The sequence below is a fragment of the Embleya scabrispora genome (assembly GCF_002024165.1).
Classification (GTDB): Bacteria; Actinomycetota; Actinomycetes; order Streptomycetales; family Streptomycetaceae; genus Embleya; species Embleya scabrispora_A.
The window spans coordinates 2,114,160-2,138,427 of the sequence record NZ_MWQN01000001.1; the positions used below are offsets into that span (position 1 = coordinate 2,114,160).

Annotated in this window: 22 protein-coding genes; 15 read left to right on the forward strand and 7 right to left on the reverse strand. The window is 71.6% G+C overall.

Features of this window, described 5'->3' with window-relative positions; translation table 11 throughout:
* The first annotated feature begins 144 nt into the window (after positions 1-144).
* The 10 genes from B4N89_RS09145 to B4N89_RS09190 all read left to right on the forward strand — a co-directional run bounded on the left by B4N89_RS09145 (position 145) and on the right by B4N89_RS09190 (position 14,177).
* Positions 145-4,917, forward strand: a complete 4,773-nt coding sequence (locus B4N89_RS09145) for a hypothetical protein (protein WP_143657906.1) — start codon at positions 145-147, stop codon at positions 4,915-4,917.
* Between the two features lie 109 nt (positions 4,918-5,026).
* Positions 5,027-5,968 (forward strand): cellulose-binding protein, encoded by a 942-nt coding sequence (locus tag B4N89_RS09150; RefSeq protein ID WP_020555437.1) that lies wholly within the window; start codon positions 5,027-5,029, stop codon positions 5,966-5,968.
* A gap of 187 nt (positions 5,969-6,155) precedes the next feature.
* Complete coding sequence (locus B4N89_RS52550) at positions 6,156-7,742, forward strand: AI-2E family transporter (RefSeq protein WP_078975399.1); 1,587 nt, start codon at positions 6,156-6,158, stop codon at positions 7,740-7,742.
* Positions 7,743-7,914: 172 nt separating this feature from the next.
* Positions 7,915-9,303 carry an ABC transporter ATP-binding protein gene (locus tag B4N89_RS09160; protein ID WP_101897274.1) on the forward strand — a complete coding sequence of 463 codons (1,389 nt, stop codon included), beginning with the start codon at positions 7,915-7,917 and terminating at the stop codon, positions 9,301-9,303.
* Complete coding sequence (locus tag B4N89_RS09165; protein ID WP_143657907.1) at positions 9,285-9,968, forward strand: ABC transporter permease; 684 nt, start codon at positions 9,285-9,287, stop codon at positions 9,966-9,968. The genes B4N89_RS09160 and B4N89_RS09165 overlap by 19 nt, the downstream gene beginning before the upstream one ends.
* A gap of 324 nt (positions 9,969-10,292) precedes the next feature.
* Positions 10,293-12,200: a sensor histidine kinase gene (locus B4N89_RS09170; RefSeq protein WP_161500674.1), complete on the forward strand. Its 1,908-nt coding sequence runs from the start codon at positions 10,293-10,295 to the stop codon at positions 12,198-12,200.
* Positions 12,197-12,652, forward strand: coding sequence for a roadblock/LC7 domain-containing protein (locus tag B4N89_RS09175; protein WP_078975402.1), 456 nt, complete (start codon positions 12,197-12,199; stop codon positions 12,650-12,652). The genes B4N89_RS09170 and B4N89_RS09175 overlap by 4 nt, the downstream gene beginning before the upstream one ends.
* On the forward strand, positions 12,642-13,046 hold the full coding sequence (locus B4N89_RS09180; RefSeq protein WP_078979221.1) for a DUF742 domain-containing protein: 405 nt from the start codon (positions 12,642-12,644) through the stop codon (positions 13,044-13,046). Before B4N89_RS09175 ends, B4N89_RS09180 begins: the two co-directional genes overlap by 11 nt.
* A 46-nt stretch (positions 13,047-13,092) precedes the next feature.
* Positions 13,093-13,680 (forward strand): GTP-binding protein, encoded by a 588-nt coding sequence (locus tag B4N89_RS09185; RefSeq protein ID WP_235618903.1) that lies wholly within the window; start codon positions 13,093-13,095, stop codon positions 13,678-13,680.
* 17 nt (positions 13,681-13,697) lie between these two features.
* Positions 13,698-14,177 (forward strand): SAM-dependent methyltransferase, encoded by a 480-nt coding sequence (locus tag B4N89_RS09190; RefSeq protein ID WP_235618535.1) that lies wholly within the window; start codon positions 13,698-13,700, stop codon positions 14,175-14,177.
* A 42-nt stretch (positions 14,178-14,219) separates the two neighbouring features.
* Here the strand turns inward: B4N89_RS09190 and B4N89_RS09195 are convergent, their stop codons facing one another.
* From B4N89_RS09195 to B4N89_RS09215, 5 genes are all read right to left on the reverse strand, one after another.
* On the reverse strand, positions 14,220-15,623 hold the full coding sequence (locus B4N89_RS09195) for a flavin-containing monooxygenase (RefSeq protein ID WP_078975405.1): 1,404 nt from the start codon (positions 15,621-15,623) through the stop codon (positions 14,220-14,222).
* A 70-nt stretch (positions 15,624-15,693) separates the two neighbouring features.
* A complete protein-coding gene (locus B4N89_RS49700; protein WP_161500675.1) occupies positions 15,694-15,903 on the reverse strand; it encodes a DUF397 domain-containing protein in 210 nt (69 codons plus the stop codon).
* Positions 15,904-16,206: 303 nt separating this feature from the next.
* Positions 16,207-16,821, reverse strand: coding sequence for a TetR/AcrR family transcriptional regulator (locus B4N89_RS09205; protein ID WP_078975407.1), 615 nt, complete (start codon positions 16,819-16,821; stop codon positions 16,207-16,209).
* On the reverse strand, positions 16,821-17,669 hold the full coding sequence (locus tag B4N89_RS09210) for an oxidoreductase (protein WP_078975408.1): 849 nt from the start codon (positions 17,667-17,669) through the stop codon (positions 16,821-16,823). Before B4N89_RS09210 ends, B4N89_RS09205 begins: the two co-directional genes overlap by 1 nt.
* 117 nt (positions 17,670-17,786) lie before the next feature.
* Positions 17,787-18,866, reverse strand: coding sequence for a MerR family transcriptional regulator (locus tag B4N89_RS09215; protein WP_078975409.1), 1,080 nt, complete (start codon positions 18,864-18,866; stop codon positions 17,787-17,789).
* Between the two features lie 340 nt (positions 18,867-19,206).
* Here B4N89_RS09215 and B4N89_RS09220 point away from each other — a divergent pair, with 340 nt between their 5' ends.
* From B4N89_RS09220 to B4N89_RS09230, 3 genes are all read left to right on the forward strand, one after another.
* The gene (locus tag B4N89_RS09220) at positions 19,207-19,641 is read left to right on the forward strand and encodes a hypothetical protein (RefSeq protein WP_078975410.1); all 435 of its coding nucleotides are present in this window, start codon (positions 19,207-19,209) and stop codon (positions 19,639-19,641) included.
* Complete coding sequence (locus B4N89_RS09225; protein WP_078975411.1) at positions 19,638-21,341, forward strand: alpha/beta hydrolase; 1,704 nt, start codon at positions 19,638-19,640, stop codon at positions 21,339-21,341. The genes B4N89_RS09220 and B4N89_RS09225 overlap by 4 nt, the downstream gene beginning before the upstream one ends.
* 95 nt (positions 21,342-21,436) lie before the next feature.
* The gene (locus B4N89_RS09230; protein WP_078975412.1) at positions 21,437-21,955 is read left to right on the forward strand and encodes a hypothetical protein; all 519 of its coding nucleotides are present in this window, start codon (positions 21,437-21,439) and stop codon (positions 21,953-21,955) included.
* Here the strand turns inward: B4N89_RS09230 and nucS are convergent.
* Positions 21,907-22,566, reverse strand: coding sequence for an endonuclease NucS (gene nucS / locus B4N89_RS09235; RefSeq protein ID WP_078975413.1), 660 nt, complete (start codon positions 22,564-22,566; stop codon positions 21,907-21,909). The two genes, B4N89_RS09230 and nucS, sit on opposite strands and share 49 nt — an antisense overlap.
* Before the next feature lie 302 nt (positions 22,567-22,868).
* Here nucS and B4N89_RS09240 point away from each other — a divergent pair, with 302 nt between their 5' ends.
* Both B4N89_RS09240 and B4N89_RS09245 read left to right on the forward strand, forming a co-directional pair.
* Positions 22,869-23,261: an SCO5389 family protein gene (locus B4N89_RS09240; protein ID WP_078975414.1), complete on the forward strand. Its 393-nt coding sequence runs from the start codon at positions 22,869-22,871 to the stop codon at positions 23,259-23,261.
* A gap of 217 nt (positions 23,262-23,478) precedes the next feature.
* On the forward strand, positions 23,479-23,922 hold the full coding sequence (locus tag B4N89_RS09245) for a hypothetical protein (protein ID WP_078975415.1): 444 nt from the start codon (positions 23,479-23,481) through the stop codon (positions 23,920-23,922).
* Here B4N89_RS09245 and B4N89_RS09250 read toward each other — a convergent pair.
* Positions 23,906-24,205, reverse strand: a complete 300-nt coding sequence (locus B4N89_RS09250) for a hypothetical protein (RefSeq protein WP_078975416.1) — start codon at positions 24,203-24,205, stop codon at positions 23,906-23,908. The two genes, B4N89_RS09245 and B4N89_RS09250, sit on opposite strands and share 17 nt — an antisense overlap.
* Between the last annotated feature and the right edge of the window lie 63 nt (positions 24,206-24,268).

Here is a 24,268-nt window from a genome sequence, read left to right on the forward strand (position 1 = left end):
GATCTGAGACCATTCTCCCTGGTAGTCAATGCGGTACGGGCGGTTCCGGATGATTCTCGGGGTCGTTTCGTCACCAACCGGTCGGAAACGGCCGATTTGCAGTACTGAAACGTACGCGGCCAGGGGATGGAGTGGGACCCCACAGTGCGGGGCTACGACCGCTACCAAGTCGACGAGCATCTCGAACAGCTCGACGACGAGATCAAGCGGCTGAAGAAGGAGCGCGACGACACCGTCGCCCACGCGGAGGACCTCGGCTATCAGGTCGAGGTTCTCCGCGCGAAGCTGCATGACCTTCGCCGCCAGCTCGCCACACCCCGATTCGACAGCATCGGCGGCCAGGCCGAGCAGATGTTGCGCAACGCGCAACTGCAGGCCGACCAGGTCCGCGCCGACGCCGAGCGCGAGTTGCAGGAGTCGCGCGCGACCACGCAGCGCCTGCTCCAGGAGGCCGCCGCCCGCTCGGCCCGACTGGAGGCCGACTGGCAGGCCGAGGTCATGGAGCGCCGTCGGCGCCTCGACGAGGAGCTGGCCCAGGCCCGACAGGCCACCGAGGCCCGGGTCAACGAGAACGTCGCGTGGGCCGAGCAGTTGCGTGCCCAGGCCGAGGAGCGCGCCCGCCAACTCCTGGACAACGCCCGCACCGAGGCCGAGCGGGTCGCCGCCGCCGCCCGCGAGCAGGCGGCCGGCACCAACGAGAGCACCCGCGCCGAGGTCGAATCGCTGCTGTCGCGCGCGCAGAGCGACGCGGACCGGGTGGTCGCCGAGGCCAAGGCCCGGGCGAGCGCGGCCGTGGACCAGTCCGAGCAGTTGCGCACCGAGACCCGCACCCGCGCGGAGAGCCTGGTCGGCGACGCCCGGGTGGAGGCCGCCCGGATCATCGGCGAGGCCCGGGCCGAGGCCGAGCGGGTCACCGGCGAGGCCGGCGCCCGGGCCCAGGGCGCGTCCGAGAACACCGCGAAACTGCTCGAATCGGCCCAGTTCGAGATCGAGCGGCTGCGGGCCGAGGCGGCCGGTGAGGCGGACCGCCGCCAGGCGGAGGCCCAGCGGCTGCTCCAGGGCGCCGAGGCCGAGGCGGGCGAGAAACTCGGCAAGGCCGCGACCGACGCCGAGGCACATCTGGCCAAGGCCCGCGCGGAGGCGGACAAGCTCACCGCCGAGGCCCGCGGCGCCGCCGAGCGGCTGCGCGCCGAGGCGATCGCCGAGGCGGACCGGCTGCGCGACGAGGCCCGGGCCGAGGCCGAGGCGCTACGCACCGACACCCGCGCCGAGTTGGACACCGCCCGCGAGGAAACCCTGGCTCGGGTCGACGAGTTGGAGGCCGGGGCGCGCGCGGAGATCGAGCGCCGCCGGCAGGAGGTGGACCGACTGCGGGCCGAGGCGCAGCAGTTGCTCACCAACGCCGAAGCCGGCGCGGCCGAGCGCCTGGAGACCGCCGCGCGGGCCGCCGACGACCTGATGGCCAAGTCCCGGTCCGAGGCGGAGCGGGTACAGAGCGAGGCCCGCACCGAGGCCGACGAGTTGCGCGCCCGGGCCCAGGCCGACGCCGAGGCGGTCGAGACGCGCACTCGCGCGTCGAGCGACCGGCTGGCGAACGAGGCGCGCGAATACGCCGAGCAGGTGCGTGCCCAGGCGGCCGAGAGCGCCGAGCAACTGCTCGAGGCGGCCCGTGCCGACTCCGGCAAGCTGCGCGAGAAGGCGGTCGCCGACACGCACCGGCTGCGTGAGATGACCAACCGTCAACAGGCGGAGGCCGCCGAGGAGTTGGAGCGGGCCCGGATCGAGGCGCAGACCCTGCGCAGCGAGGCCGCGGCCGCCGCCGAGCAGCTGCGCGAGGAGTCCGCGGCGCAGGCGGCGGAGCGGGTCGAGGCGGCCCGTGCCGAGGCCGAGCGGGTGCGTACCGAGGCCGCGGAGAACGCCGGTCGTTCGCACGCCGAGGCCGAGGAACTGGTGGCCAAGGCCCGGGCGGAGGCGCAGAAGGCGGGCGCCGACGCGAGTCGCGCCGCCGAGGAGTTGATCCGCTCCGCCGAGCAGGCCGCGGCCGAGCTGCGCGACCAGGCCCAGGCGCGGGCGGAGGCGATGCACGCCGAAGCGGAGCGGCAGGCCGCCGAGTTGCACACCCGGGCCGAGGAACTGCGGGCCCGGGCCGAGCAGTCCGCCGGCGAGGCCGAGGCCGCGCTGGACCGGGCCCGGGCCGACGCCGAGGCCACGATGGAGCACGCTCGCGCCGAGGCGGGCGCTCGTACCCAGTCGGCCGCGGTCAAGGCCGACGAACTGATCGGCAAGGCCCGCGAAGAGGCCGAGAAGGTCCTCACCGATTCGCGCCGAGAGGCCGACAAGGCCCTCACCGAGGCGCGTACCGAGGCGGAGAAGACCCTCGCCGACTCGCGCGAGGAGGCCGACCAGATGCGCTCGGCCGCGCGTCGCGACGCGTCCTCGATGCGCGAGGAGGCGGAGGCCGAGACGCACGCGCTGCGCGAACGGACCGAGGCCGAGACGCGTGCACTTCGCGAGCAGACCGAGGCCGAGACGCGTGCACTTCGCGAGCAGACCGAGGCCGAGACCCGCGCGCTGCGCGAGGAGACCGAGCACACCGCACGAGCGCTGCGCGAGAGTTCGGAGAACGCGGCGGCGACCCTGCGCGAGGAGAGCACCGAGCAGGCCCGCACCCGGCTGGCCGCGGCCGACGCCGACGCGACCCGGATGCGGACCGAGGCGGAGGCCGCCGCCCAGGCGCTGCGCGAGAAGACCACCGAAACCGCCCGCTCGGTCCTGGAACAGGCCGACGAGGAGGCCGAGCGCATGCGCACGGAGGCCGAGACGGCCGCCCGCACGCTGCGCGAGGAGACCACCGAGACCGCCCGTTCGGTCCTGGAGCAGGCCGACGCCGAGGCCGAGCGCATGCGCACCGAGGCGGAGGGCGCCGCGCACACGCTGCGTACGGAGACCGCCGCGACCGTGCGCGCCGCGCTGGACAAGGCCGAGAAGGACGCCGCGCGGATGCGGGCCGAGGGCGAGGAGACCGCGCTCGGCATCCTGGAGCAGGCCGACGGCGAGGCGCGCGCGCTGCGCCAGGAGGCCGCCGCCGCGCTGGCCGCGGCCAAGGCCGACGCGGACACGATGCGCGCCCAGGGCGAGACCGACGCGGACCGGGCCCGGTCCGAGGCGCAGACCGCCGCCCGCGCGCTGTTGGAGCGCGCCGAGCGCGATGCCGAACAGGTGCGCACCGACGCCGAGCACGCGGCCGGGACGCTGCGTCGCGAGGCCGCCGAGGCGCTGGAGGCGGCGCGCAGCGAGGCGCAGCGCCTGCATACCGAGGCGACCGCGACGCTGGCCTCGGCGAACGCCGAGGCGACCACGCTGCGCGAGGAGGCCGCCGCCGCGCTGGAGGCGGCGACCGCGGAGGCGGAGCGCATGCGCGACGAGGCCGAGACGGCCGCGCTGAGCCGGCTGGAGCAGGCCGACACCGACGCCACACGGTTGCGCGAGGAGGCCGAGGCCGAGGCGATCCGGCTGCGTACCCAGGGCGCCCAGGCGCTGGAGGAGGCGCGTGACGAGGCGGCCGAGTTGCGCGATCGCACCAAGGCGCGGGCCCGCGAGTTGCTGGAGAAGGCCGAGGCGCGGGGCACCGACCTGCTGGAGAGCGCCACCACCCAGGCCCGGCTGGCGAAGGAGGACGCGGCCCGCGCGGTCGCCGAGGCGCAGGCGGAGGCCGAGGCGGTACGCGCCGCGGTGGTGGGCATCGAGGACGCCGCCCGGGAGGAGTCGGACCGGCTCACCGCGCTCGCCGAACGCGACCTGGCCAAGGCCCGCGACGACGCGGAGACCACGCTGGTCCGGGCGCGCGCGGAGGCCGACGCCACGGTCACCGCCGCGCGCAAGCACGCCGACCGGATGAAGTCCGACTCCGACCGCGAGGCCGAGAAGACCCGTACCGCCGGCCGCGAGGCGGCGAACAAGGAACTGCGCGAGGCCGAGGAGGCCGCGGCGCAACTGCGCGAGCAGGCCCGTGCCGAGCTGGAGCGGGCCACGAACGACGCCGAGGAGTTGCTGGTTCGGGCCAAGGGCCGGGCCACCGAGATCGTCGGCACCGCCGAGCGCAAGGCCGAGAAGCGGGTCGCCGAGGCGACCGAGGCGGCGAACCTGCTGATCGCCGAGGCCGAGGCGGAGGACGAACGACTGCGCGCCGAGGCGACGGCGGTCATAGAGAAGGCTCGCCAGGACTCCGACGCGATGATCGGCGAGACCCGGCGCGACACCACCGCCACGCGCGAGCGTTCCGACCGCGAGGCCGAGCAGGTCGTCGAACGTGCCCGTCGGCAGGCCGCGGAGGGTCTGAAGCAGGCGGGCAAGCGGGTCGACGACTTGGTGGCCGCCGCGGAGGAACAGGTGAGCGAGGCCCGCGTGGACGCCGAGAAGATGAAGGTGGCCGCGGCCGAGGAAGCCGAGCGGATTCGCGACAAGGCCGGTTCCGAGGCGGATAGGGTACGTATTGCCGCGGTGAAGAAGGCCGAGGCGCTGCTCTCGGAAGCGGAACAGCGGCTCGCCGACGCCCAGAAGGGCGCGGACGACCTGCGGGCGAAGGTGGCCGAACAGGTGGCCGCCGCCCAGCGGGAGGCGCAGGCGGTCCGCCGCAAGACCGCCGCGGACGCCGAGAAGGTTCTCGACGAGGCGCGGAAGGAGGCGGAGCGACTGCGCACCGAGGCGCGCAAGGAAGCCGACCGTCATCGCGCCGACGGGCAGCGCAAACTCGACGAGTTGAACCGCAGACGCAAGGACATCACCGCCGAGATGTCGCGCGTGCAGGGCGTGTTGGACGCGCTGGCCGCGCCCGCGGGCCTCGCGGCCGGCAAGGGCAACTCCTCGTCGGGCAAGGGCCCCGCGGCGAAGGGCTCCGGTTCGTCGTCATCCGATTGAGCGATGCCGGCCGGTTCTTATCCCCCGGTCAGGTCGATGCTCCGCCCGATTCGTGCCAGGATTCCACCCGTCACCTCATTCACCGCACCCGTCATACGACAGGAACCCCATGAGCGACACTAACTCTCCGCACGGCTTCGACATCGTCCGTCGTGGGTACGAGCGTTCGCAGGTCGACGACCGCATCACGAAGCTCGTCTCGGACCGTGACAGCGCGCTCGCGAGGATCTCGGCGCTGGAGAAGCGGATCGAGGAGCTGCACCTCGAAAGCCAGAACGCGCAGGCCCAACTCGCCGACGCCGAACCGTCCTACGCGGGCCTCGGCGCACGGGTGGAGAAGATCCTCCGCCTCGCCGAGGAAGAGGCCAAGGACCTGCGCGAGGAGGCCCGCCGAGCCGCCGATCAGCACCGCGAGTTGGCCGAGGCCGCCGCGCAGCAGGTCCGTTCCGACGCCGAGCAGTACGGCAAGGAGCGCAAGGCCAAGGCCGAGGACGAGGGTTCGCGGATCCTCGACAAGGCCAAGAGCGACGCCGCGCAGCTGCGTGGCGAGGCGGCCAAGGACGCGTCGGCCAAGCGCGAGGAGGCCGAGGCCCTCTTCGAGGAGACCCGGGCCAAGGCCGCCCAGGCCGCCGCCGACTTCGAGACCAACCTGGCCAAGCGCCGCGAGCAGTCCGAGCGCGACCTGGCGGCCCGTCAGGCCAAGGCCGAGAAGCGGCTGTCCGAGGTCGAGCACCGGGCCGAACAGCTGCGCCTGGAGGCCGAGAAGCTGCGTACCGACGCCGAGCGCCGCTCGCGTCAGACGATCGAGACGGCGCAGCGCCAGGCCGACGACATCGTGGCCGACGCGCGGGCCAAGGCCGACCGGATCCGCTCGGAGTCCGAGCGCGAGCTGGCCGCGCTGACCCACCGTCGCGACAGCATCAACGCGCAGCTGACCAACGTGCGCGAGATGCTGGCCACGCTCACCGGCGCGGCCGTCGCCGCGGCGGGTGTCAGCATCGATGACGACGACGACAAGATGCCGGGTGTGCCGGCTCAGCAGAGCCGCTGACGCGCCTCGGCGGGGCATCGGCGACGGGTCTTTCGGCCGGCTTCGGCGGCCGGGCGGCGGGCGGGTTCCATGGGGACCCGTCCGCCGCCCGGCCGCATTTTTTCTGACGTGATCCCGGGCGCGTCGGCGGGGAACATTCGGATCCGGGCCGCCGACGGCCCGGGCAGGGGACGAGGAGTACGGGGCCATGGGTCGACTGGGCAACATCCGACCGCGCCGCAGACCGGGGAAACCGGCACCGGCCGGGGACGGCGCATCCACGGGGGCACCCGCGACCGCGCCGAGCGGGGACACGGCGCCCACCGGGGCGGCGCCGGCGGCGGACGGGGGCGCGACGGCCGCCGAACCGCCCCCGGGCGGCACGTCCATCGGGAGCACGGCGGACGAGGCGGCCCCGGGCGGGGGCGGTACCGGCAGGGCGGCGGCCGGAGGCACGGCCGATACGGCGACGACCGGCGCGGGGCGTACCGCGGGCACCGTCGACACGGCGCCGGCGCCGGCGACCGTCGGCGGGTCCGGCGGCGACCAGCCTGCCGACCAGAGCACGGACGCGACGCCCGCGCGGGTGCCCGCCCAGGTCGCGACGGCCGAACCCGGCCCGGCGGCAACCCCGAGCGGAACGCCGACCGCCCAGGACCCGGCCGCAGCCCCGGCCGTGCCCTCCCCCGTCCCCGACGACGCCAAGACCCCCACCCGGGTCGAGCCGTGGACCGGCGTCGGCTCACGGTTCGGCGAGCCGGGTCGCCCGCTGCGCCGTTCCTCGCCGTTCTACATCGGCTTCATCGGCGGACTCGGCCTGATCACCGCATGGTTCCTGGCCCAGGCCGTGATGGGTATCCAGCACGTCCTGATCATCGTCCTGATCTCGTTCTTCCTGGCCGCGGGGCTGAACCCGTTCGTCGAACGCCTGGAAAAGCGCGGCATGCCCCGACGCTGGGCGGTGTGCGCCGTCGCGTTCGGGTTCGTCCTCGTCGCCGCGGCCTTCGTCACCGCGATCGCCCAGCCGCTGGTCGAGCAGACGTCGAGCCTGATCAACTCGATCCCCGACAGCCTCACCGAGCTGCGCAACAACGAGAGATTCCGAAAGCTGGACGAGAAGTACGACCTGGTGAACCGGGCCAAGGACTGGGCCGCCAACGCCAATACGGCGGAGAACGTGGCGGGCGGTTTGTGGGGCTTCGGCAAGATGGTGCTGACGTCGGTGTTCGACACACTCACCGTGATCGTCCTGACGCTGTACTTCCTGGGCGCGCTGCCGAGCATCAAGGAGCACCTGTACAACCTGTTCCCGAAGTCGCGCCGGGCCCGGGTGCGGCTGCTCGGCGACGAGATCCTGTCCGGGATCGGCGGCTACGTGAACGGCGCGCTGATCGTGGCCACCTGCGCGGGCCTGTCCTCGTTCATCTTCCTGATGATCCTGGGCAACGACTACGCGCTGCCGCTGGCCCTGGTGATCGCGTTCACCGACCTGATCCCGATGATCGGCGCCACGGTGGGCGCGGCGGTGGTGTCGGCCGTGGTCTTCTTCGACTCCCCCGGCAAGGCGCTCACCTGCGTGATCTTCTTCCTGGCCTACCAGCAGTTCGAGAACTATCTGATCTATCCGCGCGTGATGAACCGCGCGGTGAACGTGCCGCCGGCGATCACCGTGATCGCGGCTCTGGTGGGCGGCGCGCTGCTCGGGGTGACCGGGGCGCTGCTCGCGATTCCGATCGCGGCGGCCGTTCTGCTCATACTGCGCGAAGTGGTCACGCCTCGACAGGATCAAGCCTGAGTTTGTCAATCGTCCTCCGGGATGACGTGCGGGACTTCCCTCGAACCCATGTCCCAACGCGCGCCCGTCGTGCGGCGGCCGTCGGCAGCGGGGGTTGGGGCCTAAGCTCGTAGCCCGGTCGGCTCAAGCACCGACACCATCCCCCGAAACCTTCCTGGGAGTGCGGCAACAGATGATCGAAGCAAGAGGGCTCACCAAACGCTACGGAAACAAGCTGGCGGTGGATCAGCTTTCCTTCCAGGTGCGCCCGGGCTCGGTGACCGGCTTCCTCGGCCCCAACGGGGCCGGCAAATCGACCACCATGCGGATGATCCTCGGCCTGGACACGCCGACCGGGGGCAACGTCACGGTCAACGGCCGCCCGTACGACCACGTCCAGGCCCCGCTGCGGGAGATGGGCGCGCTCCTGGACGCCAAGGCGATGCACGGTGGCCGGACCGCGTACAACCACCTGCTGTGTCTCGCGCAGAGCAACGGCATCCCCAATCGTCGGGTCGACGAGGTGCTCGGGATGGTCGGCCTGACCCAGGTGGCCAAGAAGCGTGCGGGGGGGTTCTCGCTCGGCATGGGCCAGCGGCTCGGCATCGCCTCGGCGCTGCTCGGCGACCCCGGGATCCTGATGTTCGACGAGCCGGTCAACGGGCTCGACCCCGAGGGCATCCTGTGGATCCGCAACCTGATGAAGCAGTTGGCCTCGGAGGGCCGCACCGTCTTCGTCTCCAGTCACCTGATGAGCGAGATGGAGGTGACGGCGGACCACCTGATCGTGATCGGACAGGGGCGGATGATCGCCGACACCTCGATGCGCGACTTCATCGAGACGAACTCCCAGTCGTTCACGGTGGTGCGCTCGCCGCAGGCGGAGAAGCTCAACGCGCTGCTCCAGGGCAAGGGCGCCACGGTCACGCCCGACCAGGCGGTGGCCGGCTCGTTCCGGGTGCACGAGTTGTCGCCCGTGGTGATCGGCGACCTCGCCGCCGAACACGGCATCGCGCTGCACGAGTTGTCGCCGCGCTTCGACTCGCTCGAAGAGGTCTACATGCGGATGACCCAGCACAGCGTGGAGTACCGCGCGGGTCTGCCGGGCGGTCCGCCGCCGGGCTGGGGTCCGCCCGGAGCGGCGCCGCCGCCCGGATACCCGCAGCAGGGCGGCCCGCAGTTCGCCGGCCCGCCCCCGGGTATGCGCAGCAGGGCACGCCCGGCGCCCCGTGGGGCGCGCAGGCCGGCGCCCCGTCCCCGTCCATGCCGCGATCCAACGGAAGCGAGGGCTGAGCGATGGCACAGAACACTCCGCCCCCGATGCCCCAGGGCCCGCCGCACCTGCTCCCGCAGGGCCAACCGGCCCCGACGCACCAGCACATGCACGCGCAGCAGGCGCCGGTTCGGCAGGTGCCGGCGCAGCAGATGCCCGGGCAGCACTTCCCGCCCGGGCAGCCGGCGGGTCACCCCGCACAGGTCGGCGGTCACGTCGGCGGCGGCAACGCGGGCTTCGGCCGGGTGCTGCTGTCCGAGTGGACCAAGATCCGCACGGTCCGCTCGACCATGTGGACTCTGGCCGTGATCGTGCTGTTGATCCTGGGCCTGGGTGTGCTGCTCGCCGCCACGGTCAACCCCAAGCGCGACGACGACTACGTCAGCATCGCGCTGATCGGCGTGATCATCGCCCAACTGGCCGCCGGCACGCTGGGCGTACTGACCATCTCGGCCGAGTACACGACGGGCATGATCCGCACCACGCTGACCGCGTACCCGCGCCGGATCCAGGTCCTGGTCGCCAAGGGTCTGGTCTTCGCGGGCCTGATGTTCGCGGTCGGTCTGGTCACGATGGGCCTGACCGCGGTGATCGGCAAGTCGATGCTGACCTCGCGTATCGGCGATTCCAGTGCCGACGTGGACCTGTTCCGCAGCGTCGTCGGCAGCTCGCTCTACCTGGCCGTGATCGGTCTGTTCGGCCTCGGTTTCGGTGTACTGCTGCGGCACTCGGCGGGCGCGATCACCGCACTGATGGGCTTCATCCTGCTGCCGATGATCATCGGACCCTTCCTGCCGCACTCGGTCGGCGAGAAGGTCATGCAGTACTCGCCGATGTTCGCGCTGGGCAAGCTGATCGGCGGCGGCGACGGGGACGGCGGTCCGGGCCCGTGGCCCTCGCTGTTGCTGATCGCGGTCTACGCGGCGATCGCGCTGATCGCCGGCGGCATCCGGCTGCGTTCGCGCGACGTGTAGCCACAACGCGAAGGCGGGCGGGCCGGTTGGGGCATTTGCCTGACCGATCGTCAAAATAGTTGCTCCGTATACCGAAAAGGTCTCACCCGACATGTGCCGGGTGGGGCCTTTTCGGCCGTTTTCGGGGCGACTCGCGTAGCTTCGGAAACCACATCAAAAGAGGGTCCGACGATATGCTCACGTCTCATGTATGGGCAGGGGGATCCAGGAACACCCGACGCGGCGGACGCGGCACCCGTACGCGTTCCGGAACCCGTTCACCGGAGCCGGCGCTCGGTCGGCGGACCGGCCGCGGGGTTCGGTTCCGCGGCGGCCGTCTTCGCGTTGGCCGGGATCGCGACCGCCATCGTCCTGCTGGGCGACACCGACACACTGTGGGAGTCGGCGCTCGCGGGCACGCTGCTGACCACCGCCGTCGCGCTGTCCTCGATCGCCGCGTGGTTGCGGCATCGGGTCGCCGAACAACGCATCGCCCGACTGCGTGAGTTGACCGTACGTCAGGCCGCGGAGAGCGCCCGCCTGGAGGCCGAGCGCGCCCGACTCGAGGCGGAGCACACCGAGTTGTCGCGCGGGCGAGCGGCGCTCGCCGACGAGGAAACGCTGATGCGCGGCCGGGTGCACGACGTGTTCGTCAACCTGTCGATGCGCACGCTGACCCTGGTCGAGCGCCAACTGGACCTGATCGAGAAGCTGGAACACGGCGAGGACGAACCCCAGCGCCTGCAGGACCTGTTCCGGCTCGACCACCTGGCCACCCGGATGCGCCGCAACAGCGAGAACCTGCTGGTCCTCGCGGACGCGGACGAACGGCGCGGTCGGCGCCCGGCGATCCCGCTCCTGGACGTGGTCCGCGCCGGTGTCTCGGAGATCGAGCGCTACGAGCGCATCGACGTCGGCCACGTTCCGCGCGCCGACGTGCTCGGGCGCGCCGCCGACGACGTGGGCCACCTGCTGGCCGAACTCCTGGAGAACGCCGCCGCCTACTCGGCGCCGGAGTCGCGGGTGGAGATCGGCGGCTGGACGCTGGAGAACGGCGAGGTCGTGTTGTCGGTGGACGACAACGGGATCGGCGTACCGGCGGACCGGCTCACCGAGTTGAACTCGCAGATCGAGCGGGACAGCACCGAGGAGGAGGCGGCCGGCGGCGCCGGCGGCCTGGGCGTGTTCGTGGTCGGCCGGCTGGCCCGACGGCACGGGATCCGGGTGCAGTTGCGGCCCCGCCCGCAGGGTGGCCTGAGCGCCGTGGTGGTGATCCCCGCCACGGTGTTCCACGGTTTGGGGCCCTCGCCCGCCGAGTTCTCCGCCGAGCGCGACCGCGAGCAGGAGCGCGAGCGGGACCGGATGGCCATTCCCGGCGTGACGCCCGGCGCCCGGGCCATCCCGCCCGGCGCGGCTCGGCTCGCGCTGCCCTCGGCCGAGGCGCCCGCGCCGGCCGGCGCTGCGGCGGCCGCGCCCGCGGTCGCCCCTGCCGCCGCCCCTGCCGCCGAACGGCCCCGGTCCGCGACCGCCGCGCCGCGCGGGCCGGTCGTGCCTCGTGAGGACGCCGCGCCGCCCGTCAAGACGCCCAAGGGCCTGCCCAAGCGCACGCCGGCGGCGAATCCGCCCGCCCCCAAGGCGCCGGCGGCGAAACTGGCCGCACCGGGCGCGCTGTTCGAGGCGGCCGGAGCGGCGCCGCGCCCCGAGGTCGCGCCACCCGCGCGCCGCGCGAACCCGGCACCGGTGGCGAACGCGGCCGCGGCGCCGAGGACCGCCGCGGCGCCGAGCGCGACGGCGGGGACCGCGGCAGCGAAGAGCGCACCTGCGAAGGCCGCATCGGCGAAGAGCGCGACGGCCGGGACCGCGAAGAGCGCTACGGCGGAGGGCGCGACGGCGCGGACCACCGCCGCGAAGCCGCCCGCCGCGCCGCGGCCGGCGATCGGCGGGGACGGCACGGGCCCCGCGGCCTCCGCGGTCGGTCGTACCCGACGTGGTCTGCCCAAGCGGCTGACGGCGGGCGACGACAGCGGCGCGTTCGCGATCCCGCCCGCGGCGGACCCCGCCCGCGACACCGGAACACTGTCGGCCGCCGAACTGCGCCGCCGGCTGACGGGCTTTCAGGAAGGCCTGGAGGCGGCCCGCCGGGAGGACGAACCGACCGGTCCGATCCGCTCGTCCGGGCCGATCGTGTCGACCGACGAAGAACCCACCTTCCCGCCGGACGTGCGGGAGGAGACAGGAGGTGGAGACCGGTGACCGGATCGAATGGCACCACGGCCCGCGATGTCGACTGGCTGGTGGCCGGCCTCGCCGGGGACGTCCCGGGGGTCCGCGAGGTCGTCCTGGTCTCCTCCGACGGCCTGATGCTGGCCAGCGCGCGCGGCCCGGAGGCGGCCGGCGCCGCCGGTGACGCCGAGGAGCAACTCGGCGCGATCGTCAGCGGCCTGGTGGCCCTGGCCGAGGGCACCTCGCGGGTGCTCGACATGGGCGCGGTCCGCCAGGAGATCGTCACGATGGCCGAGGGATACGTCGTGGCGATGTCGATCAGCGACGGCTCCTGCCTGGGCGTGCACGCGGGCGGGTCCGCCGATCTGGGCGTGATCGCCTACCAGATGACCTCGTTCGTTCGGCGCGCCGGCCACGTCCTGACGCCGGCCCTGCGCGCACAGATGCACCAGGACCGTGGAGGTGGTCGCGTTGGCTCCTGACGGCGGTTATTCCGACTACGACGACGCGGGGGGTTTCCCGGCCCGTCCCGAACCGGGCGGTCGCACCTCGCGCGTGCGTCCCTACACGCTGACCCGCGGCCGGACCCGGTACGGCCACGTACTGCTGGTCGAGACGCTGGTCACCACCCTGGACTGCCCGCAGGACGAGACCGGCGACATGCCCGAGGTGGCCCGCATCGTGCACCTGTGCCGCGGCGTGCGGTCGGTGGCGGAGGTGGCGGCGATCCTGCACATGCCGCTCGGCGTGGTCCGGGTGTTGATCAGCGATCTGGCCTCGCAGGGCCGGATCAGTGTGTACCAGGCCGAGCACGAGGCCGGCCGACCCGATCGTGCGCTGCTGGAGAGGGTGCTCGGTGGACTACGCAAGATTTGACCTCGGCGGTGTCGGCGGCCTCGGCGACGAGGTCCCGGCCATCCCGATGCCGGCCGCGGGCGCGGCCGGTCGGCGGATCGGCGAGGGGCCGCCGATCACCTCGACCAAGATCGTGGTCGCGGGCGGTTTCGGCGTCGGCAAGACCACGCTGGTCGCCGCCGTGTCGGAGATCCCGCCGCTGACCACCGAGTCGGTCATGACGGTGATGAGCGAGGACGTCGACGACCTGTCCGGACTGCCGGAGAAGCGCACCACCACGGTCGCGATGGACTTCGGCCGCATCACCCTGGAAGCCGACCTGGTGCTCTACCTGTTCGGCACCCCGGGACAGAACCGGTTCTGGTTCATGTGGGACGACCTGGTGCGCGGCGCGGTGGGGGCGATCGTCCTGGTGGACACCCGCCGACTGGAGGACAGTTTCCCGGCGGTGGACTACTTCGAGCGGTCCGGGATCCCGTTCGTGGTCGCGGTCAACCTTTTTGACGGCGCGCCGCGCTACCCGGAGGAGGACCTGCGCGACGCGTTGTCGATCGGCCCGCGCACGCCGATGACCGAATGCGACGCCCGGGACCGGGAGAGCGCGGTGAACGCGCTGGCCGAGTTGGTCGTGCACGCCTTGGACCTGACACCGTAGCGACAGGGGGCACACCCGTGGAACCGCTGCCCGACGTCACCCTTCGCCCGGTCGGGCGGGTGTACGCCCCGCGCGTGGAACTCGTGGACGATCACTGGGGGAACGTGGCCTCGGTGATCCGTCTGGACGGCGAACGCTTCGGCCCCGATGCGCTCTTCGGGTTGGACGACTTCTCCCACCTGGAGGTGGTCTTCCACTTCCACCGGGTCCCGGACACCGCCGTCGAGACCGGCGCCCGTCGGCCGCGCGGCAATCCGGCCTGGCCGCTCGTCGGCATCTTCGCCCAGCGCGGCAAGAACCGCCCGAACCGCCTCGCCGTCTCCCGCTGTTCGCTGGAGCGCGTGGACGGCTTGGACGTCCACGTGCGCGGCCTCGACGCGGTCGACGGCACGCCGGTGCTCGATCTCAAGCCCTACCTCGCCGAGTTCGGCCCGCGCGGTGGGCTTCGCCAACCGCCGTGGTCCAGTGAGTTGATGGCCGACTACTACGCCGACTGAGGTCGGGCCCCGGGCCCGGCCGGCGGTGTCGGGTCGCGGTCGTCAGGCCCGTCGGGTGGCCCACCGGTAGCGGTAGGTGTGCCAGGGCCAGTTGGTGGTCACCCGCCCGTCGGCGCCCTTGTACCAACTCGTACAGCCCGCCCCGAACACGGTGCCCGCCACGCCCGCCGCGAGCGCCCGCCGGTCCGCCTCGTACTCGGCCGCGCCCACCTCGTGGACCCGCCCGTCGCGGATCCTCCGGACCACGTACGCCACCTGACTCTCGATCATGTACACGATCGAGTTGTGGCCCAGGTTCGTCCCCGGCCCGTACAGCAGGAACAGGTTCGGGAAGCGCGGCACGGTCATCCCCAGCCGGGCCGCCGCCCCCTCCCGCCACACGTCGTGCAGCCGCACGCCGTCACGCCCGACGATCTCCATCGGCCGCAGGAATTCGGTGGCCAGGAACCCGGTGCCGTGGATCAGGGTGTTCACGGGGAACTCCCGCGCGGCGGTGCGCGGTCCGCTCGGGGTGATTTCGGTGATCGGCTCGGTGACCAGTTCCACGTTGTCCCGGGTCAGCGTCGGGTAGAAGTCGGCCGAGATCAGGATGCGTTTGCAGCCGATCGGGAAGTCCGGGGTCAGTCGGGCCCGCAGTGCCGGATCGGCTATCTGCGCGGCCAGGTGCCGGCGTGCCGCGTGCCGGGCCAGGCGGCGGGCGCCGAGGTTGCCGCGCACCGCCCAGTAGACCGCGGTCTCGCCGCGCAGATAGATCGCCGCGCGCACCGCCGTCCGGGCCGGCGGGATCCGGCGGAAGACCCGGTGCGCGACCCGGCCGTAGGCCCGATCCGGCTTGGGCACGACCCAGTTCGCGGACCGCTGGAAGACGTACAGCCGGCGCACCCGCGCGGCGATGCGCGGCACGAACTGCACCGCGCTGGGCCCGGTGCCGATCACCGCGACGGTGCGATCGGCGAGGTCGTGGTCGTGCCGCCACCGCGAGGAGTGGAACGCGGTGCCGGCGAACGAGTCCAGGCCGGGCACGTCGGGATAGCGCGGCCGGTTGAGCTGACCCACGGCCGAGACCAGCACCCGGGCGGTCGCCGTTCCGCGCGAGGTCTCGATCCGCCACACCTCGGCAATCTCGTCCCAGCGCGCCGCGTACACCTCGGTGCCGGGTTCCAGATGGGCCCGGATCCCGAACTTCCGGGCGCACTCGTGCAGATAGCGCAGGATCTCGTGTTGCTCGGGGTACACCCGGGACCAGTCGGCCCGTTGCGCGAAGGAGTACGAGTACAACATCGACGGGATGTCGCAACCCGCGCCCGGATAGGTGTTGTCGCGCCAGACGCCGCCCAGGTCGTCGGCCTTCTCGTAGACGGTGAAGTCCTCGATGCTGGCGCGGCGCAGCCGGATCGCCATGCAGATCCCCGCGAACCCGGCCCCGATGATCACCGTCCCCGGCATCGCGAACCCCCTTGGCGTCGGGGCCGATACGGCCCGGCTGATCGAGGCGGTCGCCCACGGCGAGTCGGGTCTAGGGGCGCTTCAGCACCCGGATCATCGCGCTCCACGCGGAGGCGTCGTAGGTCTGCACCGGGCCGTCCTCCGCCTTGGTGTCCCGAACGGCAACCGCTTTACCCAGCATGATGGTTGCCAGGCACAGGTTCGCCTCGCCGGAGTAGCTCGACGTGCGCCAGCCGCCGGCGGTGGTGGTCGCGGTCGTGTCGTGATTGCGATGGCTCACTTCGGTCCGCCCGTCCCGTTGAGGTACAACTCGTGCGCTGCCCGCGGGATTTCCGCCGCTTTTTCGACCGGCCGATCGAGGAGCCGTCGGCGGGACACCGTCGGGATCCGACCGGTGCGGCCGATGCGCGACCGTGCACGGAGGAGCCCGAGCGCCCGCGGTCGCGCGTGGCGATGCCAAGCCCGGAGCAGTGCCGGCTCGACTCCGTCGGCGAGGCCGTCCACCCAGTTAGACAAGCTTGAACGCGGGTGTCAAGGCACCCCGGGCACGGCCCTCGCGGACCCGCGCCGCGCGCTCCGCCCCTCAGCTGTCCAGGCCGGCGCTGATCAGCCAGATGTGTTCGCAGGTCGCGGCGGCTTCCGGCAACTTTTCCGGGGATTCCCGCGAGGCGTGATAGAAGGTGCGTTCGATCATCCAGCACAGGGCGCGCGCCATCGCCGAGGCCTGCCGCGGTTCGCTGCCGGGTGGGACGCCGGCGCGTTCCAGGACGGCGGTGATCGCCGCGATGAACAAGTCGGCGGTGTGGCTCCACAGTTCGCCGATCTCGGGCACGGTCAACGACAGGTCGATCGCGGTGCGCATGACCGTGCCGTGCGCGTTCCACAGTTCGACCGTGCGCCGCATGGCCGTCGCGACGGCCGGTCGCGGCTCGTCGTGCCGGGCGGTGGCCCGCGAGCGCTCCCACAGGTGCTCGACGGTCCGGGCCACGAGTGCCGTGACCACTTCCTGCTTGGACCCGAAGTAGAAGTAGAGCGCGCCGCGGGTGATGCCGGCGCCCTGGGCGATGTCCCCGACGGTCATGGCGTCGTAGCCCTTGTCCGCCAGCAGTGCCTCGCAGGTGTCCAGGATGGCCCGCTCCCGGACATCGCCCTTGCGTTCCGTGGTGCGTCTGCTCCGCGCGGGGTGGTGGCCGGGCATCAGGGCCGTGCGCTCTCGGCGAAGTCGGTCGTCCGGGAGAGCGTCTCCCACGCGCGGATGTCCTCGTCGACGGCGGTGCGTGCCGCGGTGACCAGGCGCAACGCGTCCGAGCCCAGGACGAGGTGGGCCGGCGGTCGGTCGACCGAGGCGATGTGCACGACGGCGTCCCCGGCCCGGGCCGGGTCGCCCGGCTGGTTCCCGCTCGCCTTTCGGCGCGCCGCCCGGATGGGCTCGAACAGTTCGTCGTAGTCGTCGACGGTCCGTTCGGCACGGGTCATGGACCGGCCGGCCCAGTCGGTACGGAAGGAGCCGGGTTCGATCGCCGTCACGTGGATCCCGAACTGCGCCACCTCCTTGCCCAACGCTTCGAGGACGCCTTCCAGGGCGAACTTGCTGCCGCAGTAGGCGGACATGCCGGGCACGGCCATGAGCCCGCCCATGGAGGTGACGGCCATCAGATGGCCTCGGCGACGCCGACGCATGTACGGCAGCGCCGCCTGCAGGGTGGCCATCGCCCCGAACACGTTGACCTCGAACTGCCGGCGCACCTCGTCCAGCGGAGTCTCCTCGAAGGTCCCTTCCAGACCGTAGCCGGCATTGGCGACGACGACGTCCAAGGGCCCGACGTCGCGCTCCGCCTCCGCGATCACCTTCGAGACGGCCCCGTCGTCGGTCACCTCCAGAAGGCGACCGTGGGCACGACCGGGTTCGAGCTCTTCGAAGCCTCGTAGATCCCCTTCGGAGCGCACCGTGCCGACCACGGTATGGCCGGCCCCCAGGGCAGCCTCCGCAATCGCCCGCCCGAGCCCCGAGCCGACACCGGTGACAAGCCAATTCCGCTTCTGCATGGCCCCTCCTGAGCACGTCCACACCGGGAGCCGAGCGACTCCCGACACAAAGTCTACACTGCGTCGATTTTTATCCGCATGGTGCAGATTTTGCCGGGCAAGTCGCGGGTGCCGCCTTCAGGCGGAGCCGGGACGGTCGGACGCGACCGGCATCGCCAGCGTGGTGAGATCGCCGCGATCGGCGGAGCGGATCGTGCCGGGCAGGTCGGATCCCCGCAGGTCGAGCAGCACATCGGGGCCGATCGCGGTACCGACGGCCGGATACAGGGTGGTCAGTTCGAACACGATGCGAAGGTCCCGCCCCGTCACGGCGGCCGGGATCGAAACGCCCGGACGCCCGTCACCGGTCGACGCGACATCGATCCCCCGGCGGGTCACGTGCCACGTGATCCGCTCGCCGGGATGCTCCGCCAGGGCGCGCAGGAGTACGTCCTTCCCGATCGTCAGGCGGGTGGTGGCCTCCGGCAGCGAGGCGAGCATCGACCGGTAGTCCGGGAACTCCTCGGCCAACAACCGGCAATGCCGGTCCTCACGGCCCGCCGACCGTAGCCACATCCCGTGCGCGGCCGCCTCGACCCGCACCAGCGCGCTGCGCCGGACGGCCGCCGCGGCGGCTCGCAGATCGTCGCCCGCGACCGTCGCGGCCCACGATGTCGTCGGTGCCTCGGCGGGCACCAGGGTTCGTATCGAGAGGCGGTAGCGGTCGGTCGCGGTCAGGGTGATCGCCTCGCGGGTCGCCTCGACGCGCACTCCGCCGAGCACGGGCATGCCCGGCTCCCGTGCGGTCGCGGTCAGGACCTGTTCGATCGCGTCGGCCAGTACCGGCCCCTTCAGGGCGGCGATCGGCACCCCGGCCGGCACCCCGGCCAACGAGGACTTGACCACGGCGGCCTTCCGCTGCGCCGCCTCCGCATCGGCGAGCACCTTGGCGACATGCTCGTCGATCAGCCGGGACGCCTCCTCGGGCCCGGCGTCGAGGACGGCGTCGACCTCGGCAAGCGGCATCGCGATCTCACGCAGCCGGCGCAGGGCCGTGGCCCGCGCCACCTGGTCGGGGCGGTAGTAGCGGTAGCCCGAGACGGGATCGACCTCGGCGGGGTGCAGCAATCCGGAGTCCGCGTAGAACCGCAGCGCACTCGAGGTCAGACCACTGTGTCGGGCGAAGGCCCCGATCGGCATCAACTCGGTATCCGGCATCCCGACATCATTGGGCTTCATCCGACTCGAAGGTCAACCCCGGTCGGGATCGGCGCCGGCCCGCCGGTCGGCGGGCTTTGCCGTGCGCCCTGCGGACTCCCGAATTGCGCGCGGTTCGTCGGCGCGTCGACCATCGTTTATCGGGATTCGTGGTCCCGGGACGCCTCGCACCTTCTTCCACCACCGCCCCGAATCGGTTTGTGCAGTTCGTCGGTCGATCCATAGCCTGTTCCGCGCCCTTCCGCCGGACTGCGCCGCGAACACCCGACCGACACACCTTCCGCGCGCGAATCATCGGATCAACCCGACAATCTTGCAAATGCCCGCAGGAGATTCAAGGATGCCCGAACGGAAAATCGCCGACACGATCATGAATCGAGTCCTGACGCCGGAGTATTTTCGCACCGACCCGACGAGCGGCGCCCCGAAGAGCGGCATCATTCCGCCGGCGGAGCCCTCCGACGCCACGTTGGCGGCGCCCTCGGATTCCTCCTTCCGGGTCAAAGTCGAAGAGCTGGCCCCGGCCGCCGCCAAGGCGGTCTCGGTGGCCATGGAACTGAAAAGCCTGGGCGCGGACTTGAACCACGGTCCGCCGGCGGGAACACCGGGGTTCATGACGGGTTTCCAGCTGGGCGAGTTGAGCCGCGAGTGGGGCGGCGCGATCGCCCACCTCGCCGACCGGGCGCAGGCGGGGGCCGACAAGATCTACCGCACGCGAACGAAGTACGCCCAGACCGAGGCGAACGTCGCCACCGACTTCACGGCGGGGTCGTGACCGTGGTCGGCTTCACCGAGCTCAGGACCGCGAACTTCGAGAGCTGGCGGGAATCCGCCCGCACCTGGAGGACCACCGCCGGCAAACTCGCCGAACTGGAGAACACGTTCCGGACCGGGGTCAACGACGGTGTGGAGGCGGCCGGATGGAAGGGGCGGGCCGCCGGGACAGCCGACCGGGACCTCGAAGTGACGGTTCGACAGATCGCCATCTCCGCAAGCCAGGCACAGACCATCGGTATGGCGGCCGAACGTGCGGCATCCGAACTCCCGGCGATTCAAGCTCTGTTCCACGCGGCCATCCAGGAGGCCGAGACGTCGGGCCTGCGGATCGTGGAGAACCCGGCCGGATACACCGTGCAGGCCGCCACCCCGACCGGAGCGGCCGGCGATCCCACTCCGGCGGACGCGGCAAGGCAACAAAGCGCCGTCGACGGCTTCGTGGCCCGCTTCGACACACTGCTTCGCCAGGCGAGCGAGGCCGACGCCGGATTCGCCGCGACGCTGACCACGCTGATGCCGGGCGACGTCGCGGAAACCCGGCTCGACGCCTGGCACGACAGCGTCGAGGACACCCGGCGCGTGGCCGGTCTCTACGGCGTGGGTCCGGTCCCGGACCTGGATCCCACGCAGACGGCGGCCTGGTGGCGCGGCCTGTCCGACGAACAGCGGGCCCTGTACCCGGCCGCATATCCACGCCGACTCGGCGGCATGGACGGCCTTCCGGCAGCCGTCCGCGACACGGCCAACCGCATCGCCCTGGACCAACGCCTGACCGAACTCGCCCCGGCATTGGCCGGCGGCACCTCCCCCAACCACGACAGACGCGAGTGGGAAAACCTCACGGAGATCAAGAGGGTATTGGTCGCCGGACACGCTCGACCGCCGGGAAAGGAGTTGATACTGCTGAAGTTCGGGGACAAATTCCTCGACGGCCAGGTAATCATGTCCGTCGGCGACCCCGACCGGGCCGAGCACGTCTCCATTTCGGTGCCCGGGACCGACGCGACCGTCATCAACGGCCTGGCGGGGGGAATCAAGCGGATCGATGCCATGCAGCACGCCGCCGACACATTGACGCCGGGCGGGAGCAGCAATGTGGCATCGGTTTTCTGGCTCGATTACGACGCGCCCGAGAAGGGCGTGGCGGGGCTTTCGGGCAGCATGGTCGGATGGGATCGGTCACAGGAAGGCGCGCCGCGACTGAACTCGTTCGTGAACGGAGTTCGTGCCCAAGGACGCGATCGACACATCACGATGATCGCTCACAGTTATGGGACTGCGGTTGTCGGCGATGCGGCCCGCGCCGGAAGTGGTCCGGGGGTCGATGACGTCGTTTCTCTCGGCAGCCCCGGCATGCACGTCAAGCGAGCGCAGGACCTGCACATGGATCCGAAGCACGTGTGGGCGGAACGCGCGCTGGGCACGTCCAAGGACACACTTGTCGTGGAGGGCGGCGCATATTCTCACGGCGCCGACCACAAACCCGGCGGTCGCAGTCTCGTCGACACGATCTTGGGAGAAGGCAACGATCCGGTCACCCCGACGGACGAAGAATTCGGCGCGAACGTCATGAGCGGGGATGCTCATGCGCACGATGACTACTGGAACCCGGGAAGTGAAAGTCTCGTGAATCAGGCCAAGATCGTCATGGGCATGTACAACGATCCGAATCCGCTGCAACACCCGAGACTCGAATAGGGCCGCACCTCGTGGTTGTTCACCGCTTGCCGGATAGGTTTACGGTCCTGTCGGCAGCGATTCTCTTGACTTCGATATCGGCATGTGGAGGTTCGGTGGACAAGCCGGGAACCAAGATTCCCAGGATGTCCGAGAAGCGGGCAGTGGCCGTTTCCGAGGACTACGCCAGGAGAATTGTCGATGCCCTCGGAGCCCCCAGAGCCAAGGGTAGGCCGTCGAGCGACACCAGTCCGTGCGGAAACGAGAACTCCATGGCGAAGAAATTCTGGGCGCTGCACGTGGAGAATGTACTAGTTCCCCCGCAGAGTCAGGAGGCAACGTTCCTGAAGGCCCGGGAGATCGTCGAGGGCATGGGATTCAGGATGCAAGAGTTCGCGACCAATTCGGTTGAGGGCGCGGGGGCCGGGAATCTGATCGCGATGAATTCCGAGGATGGCTTCAAGATCACGCTCCACAGCACCTCCCCGCCGGAGGAAATCGGAATCATGATTTCCAGCCCGTGCCTGGAGCGGGCGCCCGAAGAGCAAGCCGACCCCTCGACCGAGCCCGAGAGCCCACCGCCCCGTCAGAACAACTTCAACTTGTCGTCCTCGGTGCCCCGCAGCGCGTTGTAGTCCAGCGTCACGCACGTGATGCCCCGGTCGACCGCCAGGACCCTCGCCTGGGGCTTGATCTCCTGGGCCGCGAAGACGCCCTTGACCGGGGCGATCAGCGTGTCCCGGTTGAGGAGTTCGAGGTAGCGGGTGAGTTGTTCGACGCCGTCGATCTCGCCCCGGCGCTTGATCTCCACCGCCACGGTGGTGCCGTCCGCGTCCCGGCACAGGATGTCCACCGGGCCGATCGGGGTGGGGTATTCGCGGCGGATCAGCGTCCAGCCCGCGCCGAGCGCGTCGAGGCGGTCGGCCAGCAGTTCCTGGAGGTGGGCCTCGACGCCGTCCTTGACCAGCCCGGGGTCGATACCCAGCTCGTGCGAGGTGTCGTGGAGGACTTCCTCGATCGTGATGATCAGCTTCTCGCCGCCCTTGTTGATCACCGTCCACACGCCGTCCCCTTCCTTGAGGGTGCACGGCGGGGACATCCAGTTCAGCGGCTTGTACGCGCGGTCGTCGGCGTGAATGGACACACTCCCGTCCGACTTGACCAGAATGAGCCGGGGGGCGGACGGCAGGTGGGCGGTGAGTCGCCCGACGTAGTCCACGGAGCAACGGGCGATGACGAGACGCATACCCCGACGCTACCGCCTCCGCGGTACCTCGATGGACCGGGCACGGACCCGGCACGGCGGCCCGAACCGCCTCGGGACGCGCCGCCGCCTCCCCGTCCGCTGAACCGCGTTCACCTCCGGTTCGCTCTGGAGCTATGTGTAGGCGATGACTTACGGTGAGTCCGGAGACGGTGCGGGCCGGGCGGATGCGCGTTCGGGGCGTGTCGTGGGCTATGCACGGGTGCCACCAGCCACTGCCACGTACGAGACACGACCCGAACCGCCGGGCGAACTTGCGTACGCCCCGGCCGGAAGGAGCACCGATGTCGCTCGATGTGCCTCCGAAGCTGTTGGAGCAGGCCGAACACGGTGAGGTCGACGAGGCGGAGTTCGTCGACTGTGTACGTGACTCACTGCCCTACGCCTGGAACCTCGTCGCCGCCCTGGCCACGCAACTGCGGGTGGATGGCGGCGCGTTCGCGGACAACCAGGTGCCGCCCGCCACCGAGACCGAGCGTGGGCAACTGCTGCGCGCCCTGGCCTCGGACGCGATCCGCGGCTCGATGGAACGGCACTTCGGGGTCAAGCTCGCGTTCCAGAACTGCCACCGGGTCGCGGTCTTCCCGATCGAGGGCCTGGACGCGGACCGGTACGCGAAGTTCACCTCGATCCGCGGCCAGTTGCTCAACCAGTCACCGACCCTGCGCGACTGCTGATCCCGCGTCGACACCCTTCGGCGGCGCGGGCGGGCCCAACGGCGCGCCCGCGCCGCCGCGCCGCCGGATCCCCGATCACGAAGCCGTCGTCGACGTCGCCGCACGGCGACGTACGCGTGGTCGGACCGGACGGGAACGAGTCGCCGCGCACGTGCTCGCCCCCGCCTCTCGAACGCACTCTCGACAAACCCTCGCCCAACCGGCACGATCGCGCGTTATGACGTTCACCCGGGGGATCGTGACGTACGCGGCCATCGCGACCTTGTTCGCCGAAGCGGTGGCCGCGGTCCTCGGCTGCGGCGTGGTCGCGCCGATCCTGGTCCTGAAGACCCTGGACGAGCGCGGCACCGACAACCGCGCGCTGGTCGGCGGGGTCGGTATCGGCTTCTTCGCGCTGCTCGGGGTGGTCGTCGCGATCTGGTCGGTCTGGGCCGCGCTCAACCTGCGCGACCGACTGCGTACCGGCGCCCGCTCCCGGGCCGGCCTGATCGGCTCGGCCGGCCTGCACGTGGCCGTCTCCGCCGCCGCGCTGCTCGTCCCGCTCGTGCTCGCGGTGACCGTACCCGCGCTCGCCCTCCTGGGCGCCGCCACCGCCGCCACCCGACCGGCGCGGGGCACCCGGGTGCCCGCCGTCGACGAGGCCGCTACCGTCGCCGGGTGATTCGCCGCTGTCCTCGGCTGTTCCAGCACGGCCGGTGCCAGTGCCGGCGCTCCTCGACCCGCCCGTCGGCCGACCACGCCACCACGTGCGGCACGCCCGGGGCGATCTCGTGGTCGCACCCCGGGCACCGATAGGTCTTGGTCGCGGCCTGCCCGCTGATCGGGCGCACCAGCCACTCCCCGTCGGCCCCCGACTCGCGCTCCTCGAAACCGAGGCCGGGATCACGGGGCTCGCCCCGGTCGACGAACCGGGCGCGGCTGGTTGGCTTGTTACGACGCGGCACACAAAAAGGGTACGGGTGCACGCACCGCATGCGCCCGTACCCCTCTCGTACTACTTACCTCCG

Bases quoted from the DNA above. Each gene is read 5' to 3' on its own strand.
- B4N89_RS09160 (WP_101897274.1), top strand. From the start codon at position 7,915: ATGATCGAAGCAAGAGGGCTCACCAAACGCTACGGAAACAAGCTGGCG.
- B4N89_RS09240 (WP_078975414.1), top strand. From the start codon at position 22,869: ATGTCGCTCGATGTGCCTCCGAAGCTGTTGGAGCAGGCCGAACACGGT.
- B4N89_RS09245 (WP_078975415.1), top strand. From the start codon at position 23,479: ATGACGTTCACCCGGGGGATCGTGACGTACGCGGCCATCGCGACCTTG.
- B4N89_RS09150 (WP_020555437.1), top strand. From the start codon at position 5,027: ATGAGCGACACTAACTCTCCGCACGGCTTCGACATCGTCCGTCGTGGG.
- B4N89_RS09165 (WP_143657907.1), top strand. From the start codon at position 9,285: ATGTGGACTCTGGCCGTGATCGTGCTGTTGATCCTGGGCCTGGGTGTG.
- B4N89_RS09185 (WP_235618903.1), top strand. From the start codon at position 13,093: ATGCCGGCCGCGGGCGCGGCCGGTCGGCGGATCGGCGAGGGGCCGCCG.
- B4N89_RS09210 (WP_078975408.1), bottom strand. From the start codon at position 17,669: ATGCAGAAGCGGAATTGGCTTGTCACCGGTGTCGGCTCGGGGCTCGGG.
- nucS (WP_078975413.1), bottom strand. From the start codon at position 22,566: ATGCGTCTCGTCATCGCCCGTTGCTCCGTGGACTACGTCGGGCGACTC.
- B4N89_RS52550 (WP_078975399.1), top strand. From the start codon at position 6,156: ATGGGTCGACTGGGCAACATCCGACCGCGCCGCAGACCGGGGAAACCG.
- B4N89_RS09205 (WP_078975407.1), bottom strand. From the start codon at position 16,821: ATGCCCGGCCACCACCCCGCGCGGAGCAGACGCACCACGGAACGCAAG.
- B4N89_RS09220 (WP_078975410.1), top strand. From the start codon at position 19,207: ATGCCCGAACGGAAAATCGCCGACACGATCATGAATCGAGTCCTGACG.
- B4N89_RS09195 (WP_078975405.1), bottom strand. From the start codon at position 15,623: ATGCCGGGGACGGTGATCATCGGGGCCGGGTTCGCGGGGATCTGCATG.
- B4N89_RS09215 (WP_078975409.1), bottom strand. From the start codon at position 18,866: ATGCCGGATACCGAGTTGATGCCGATCGGGGCCTTCGCCCGACACAGT.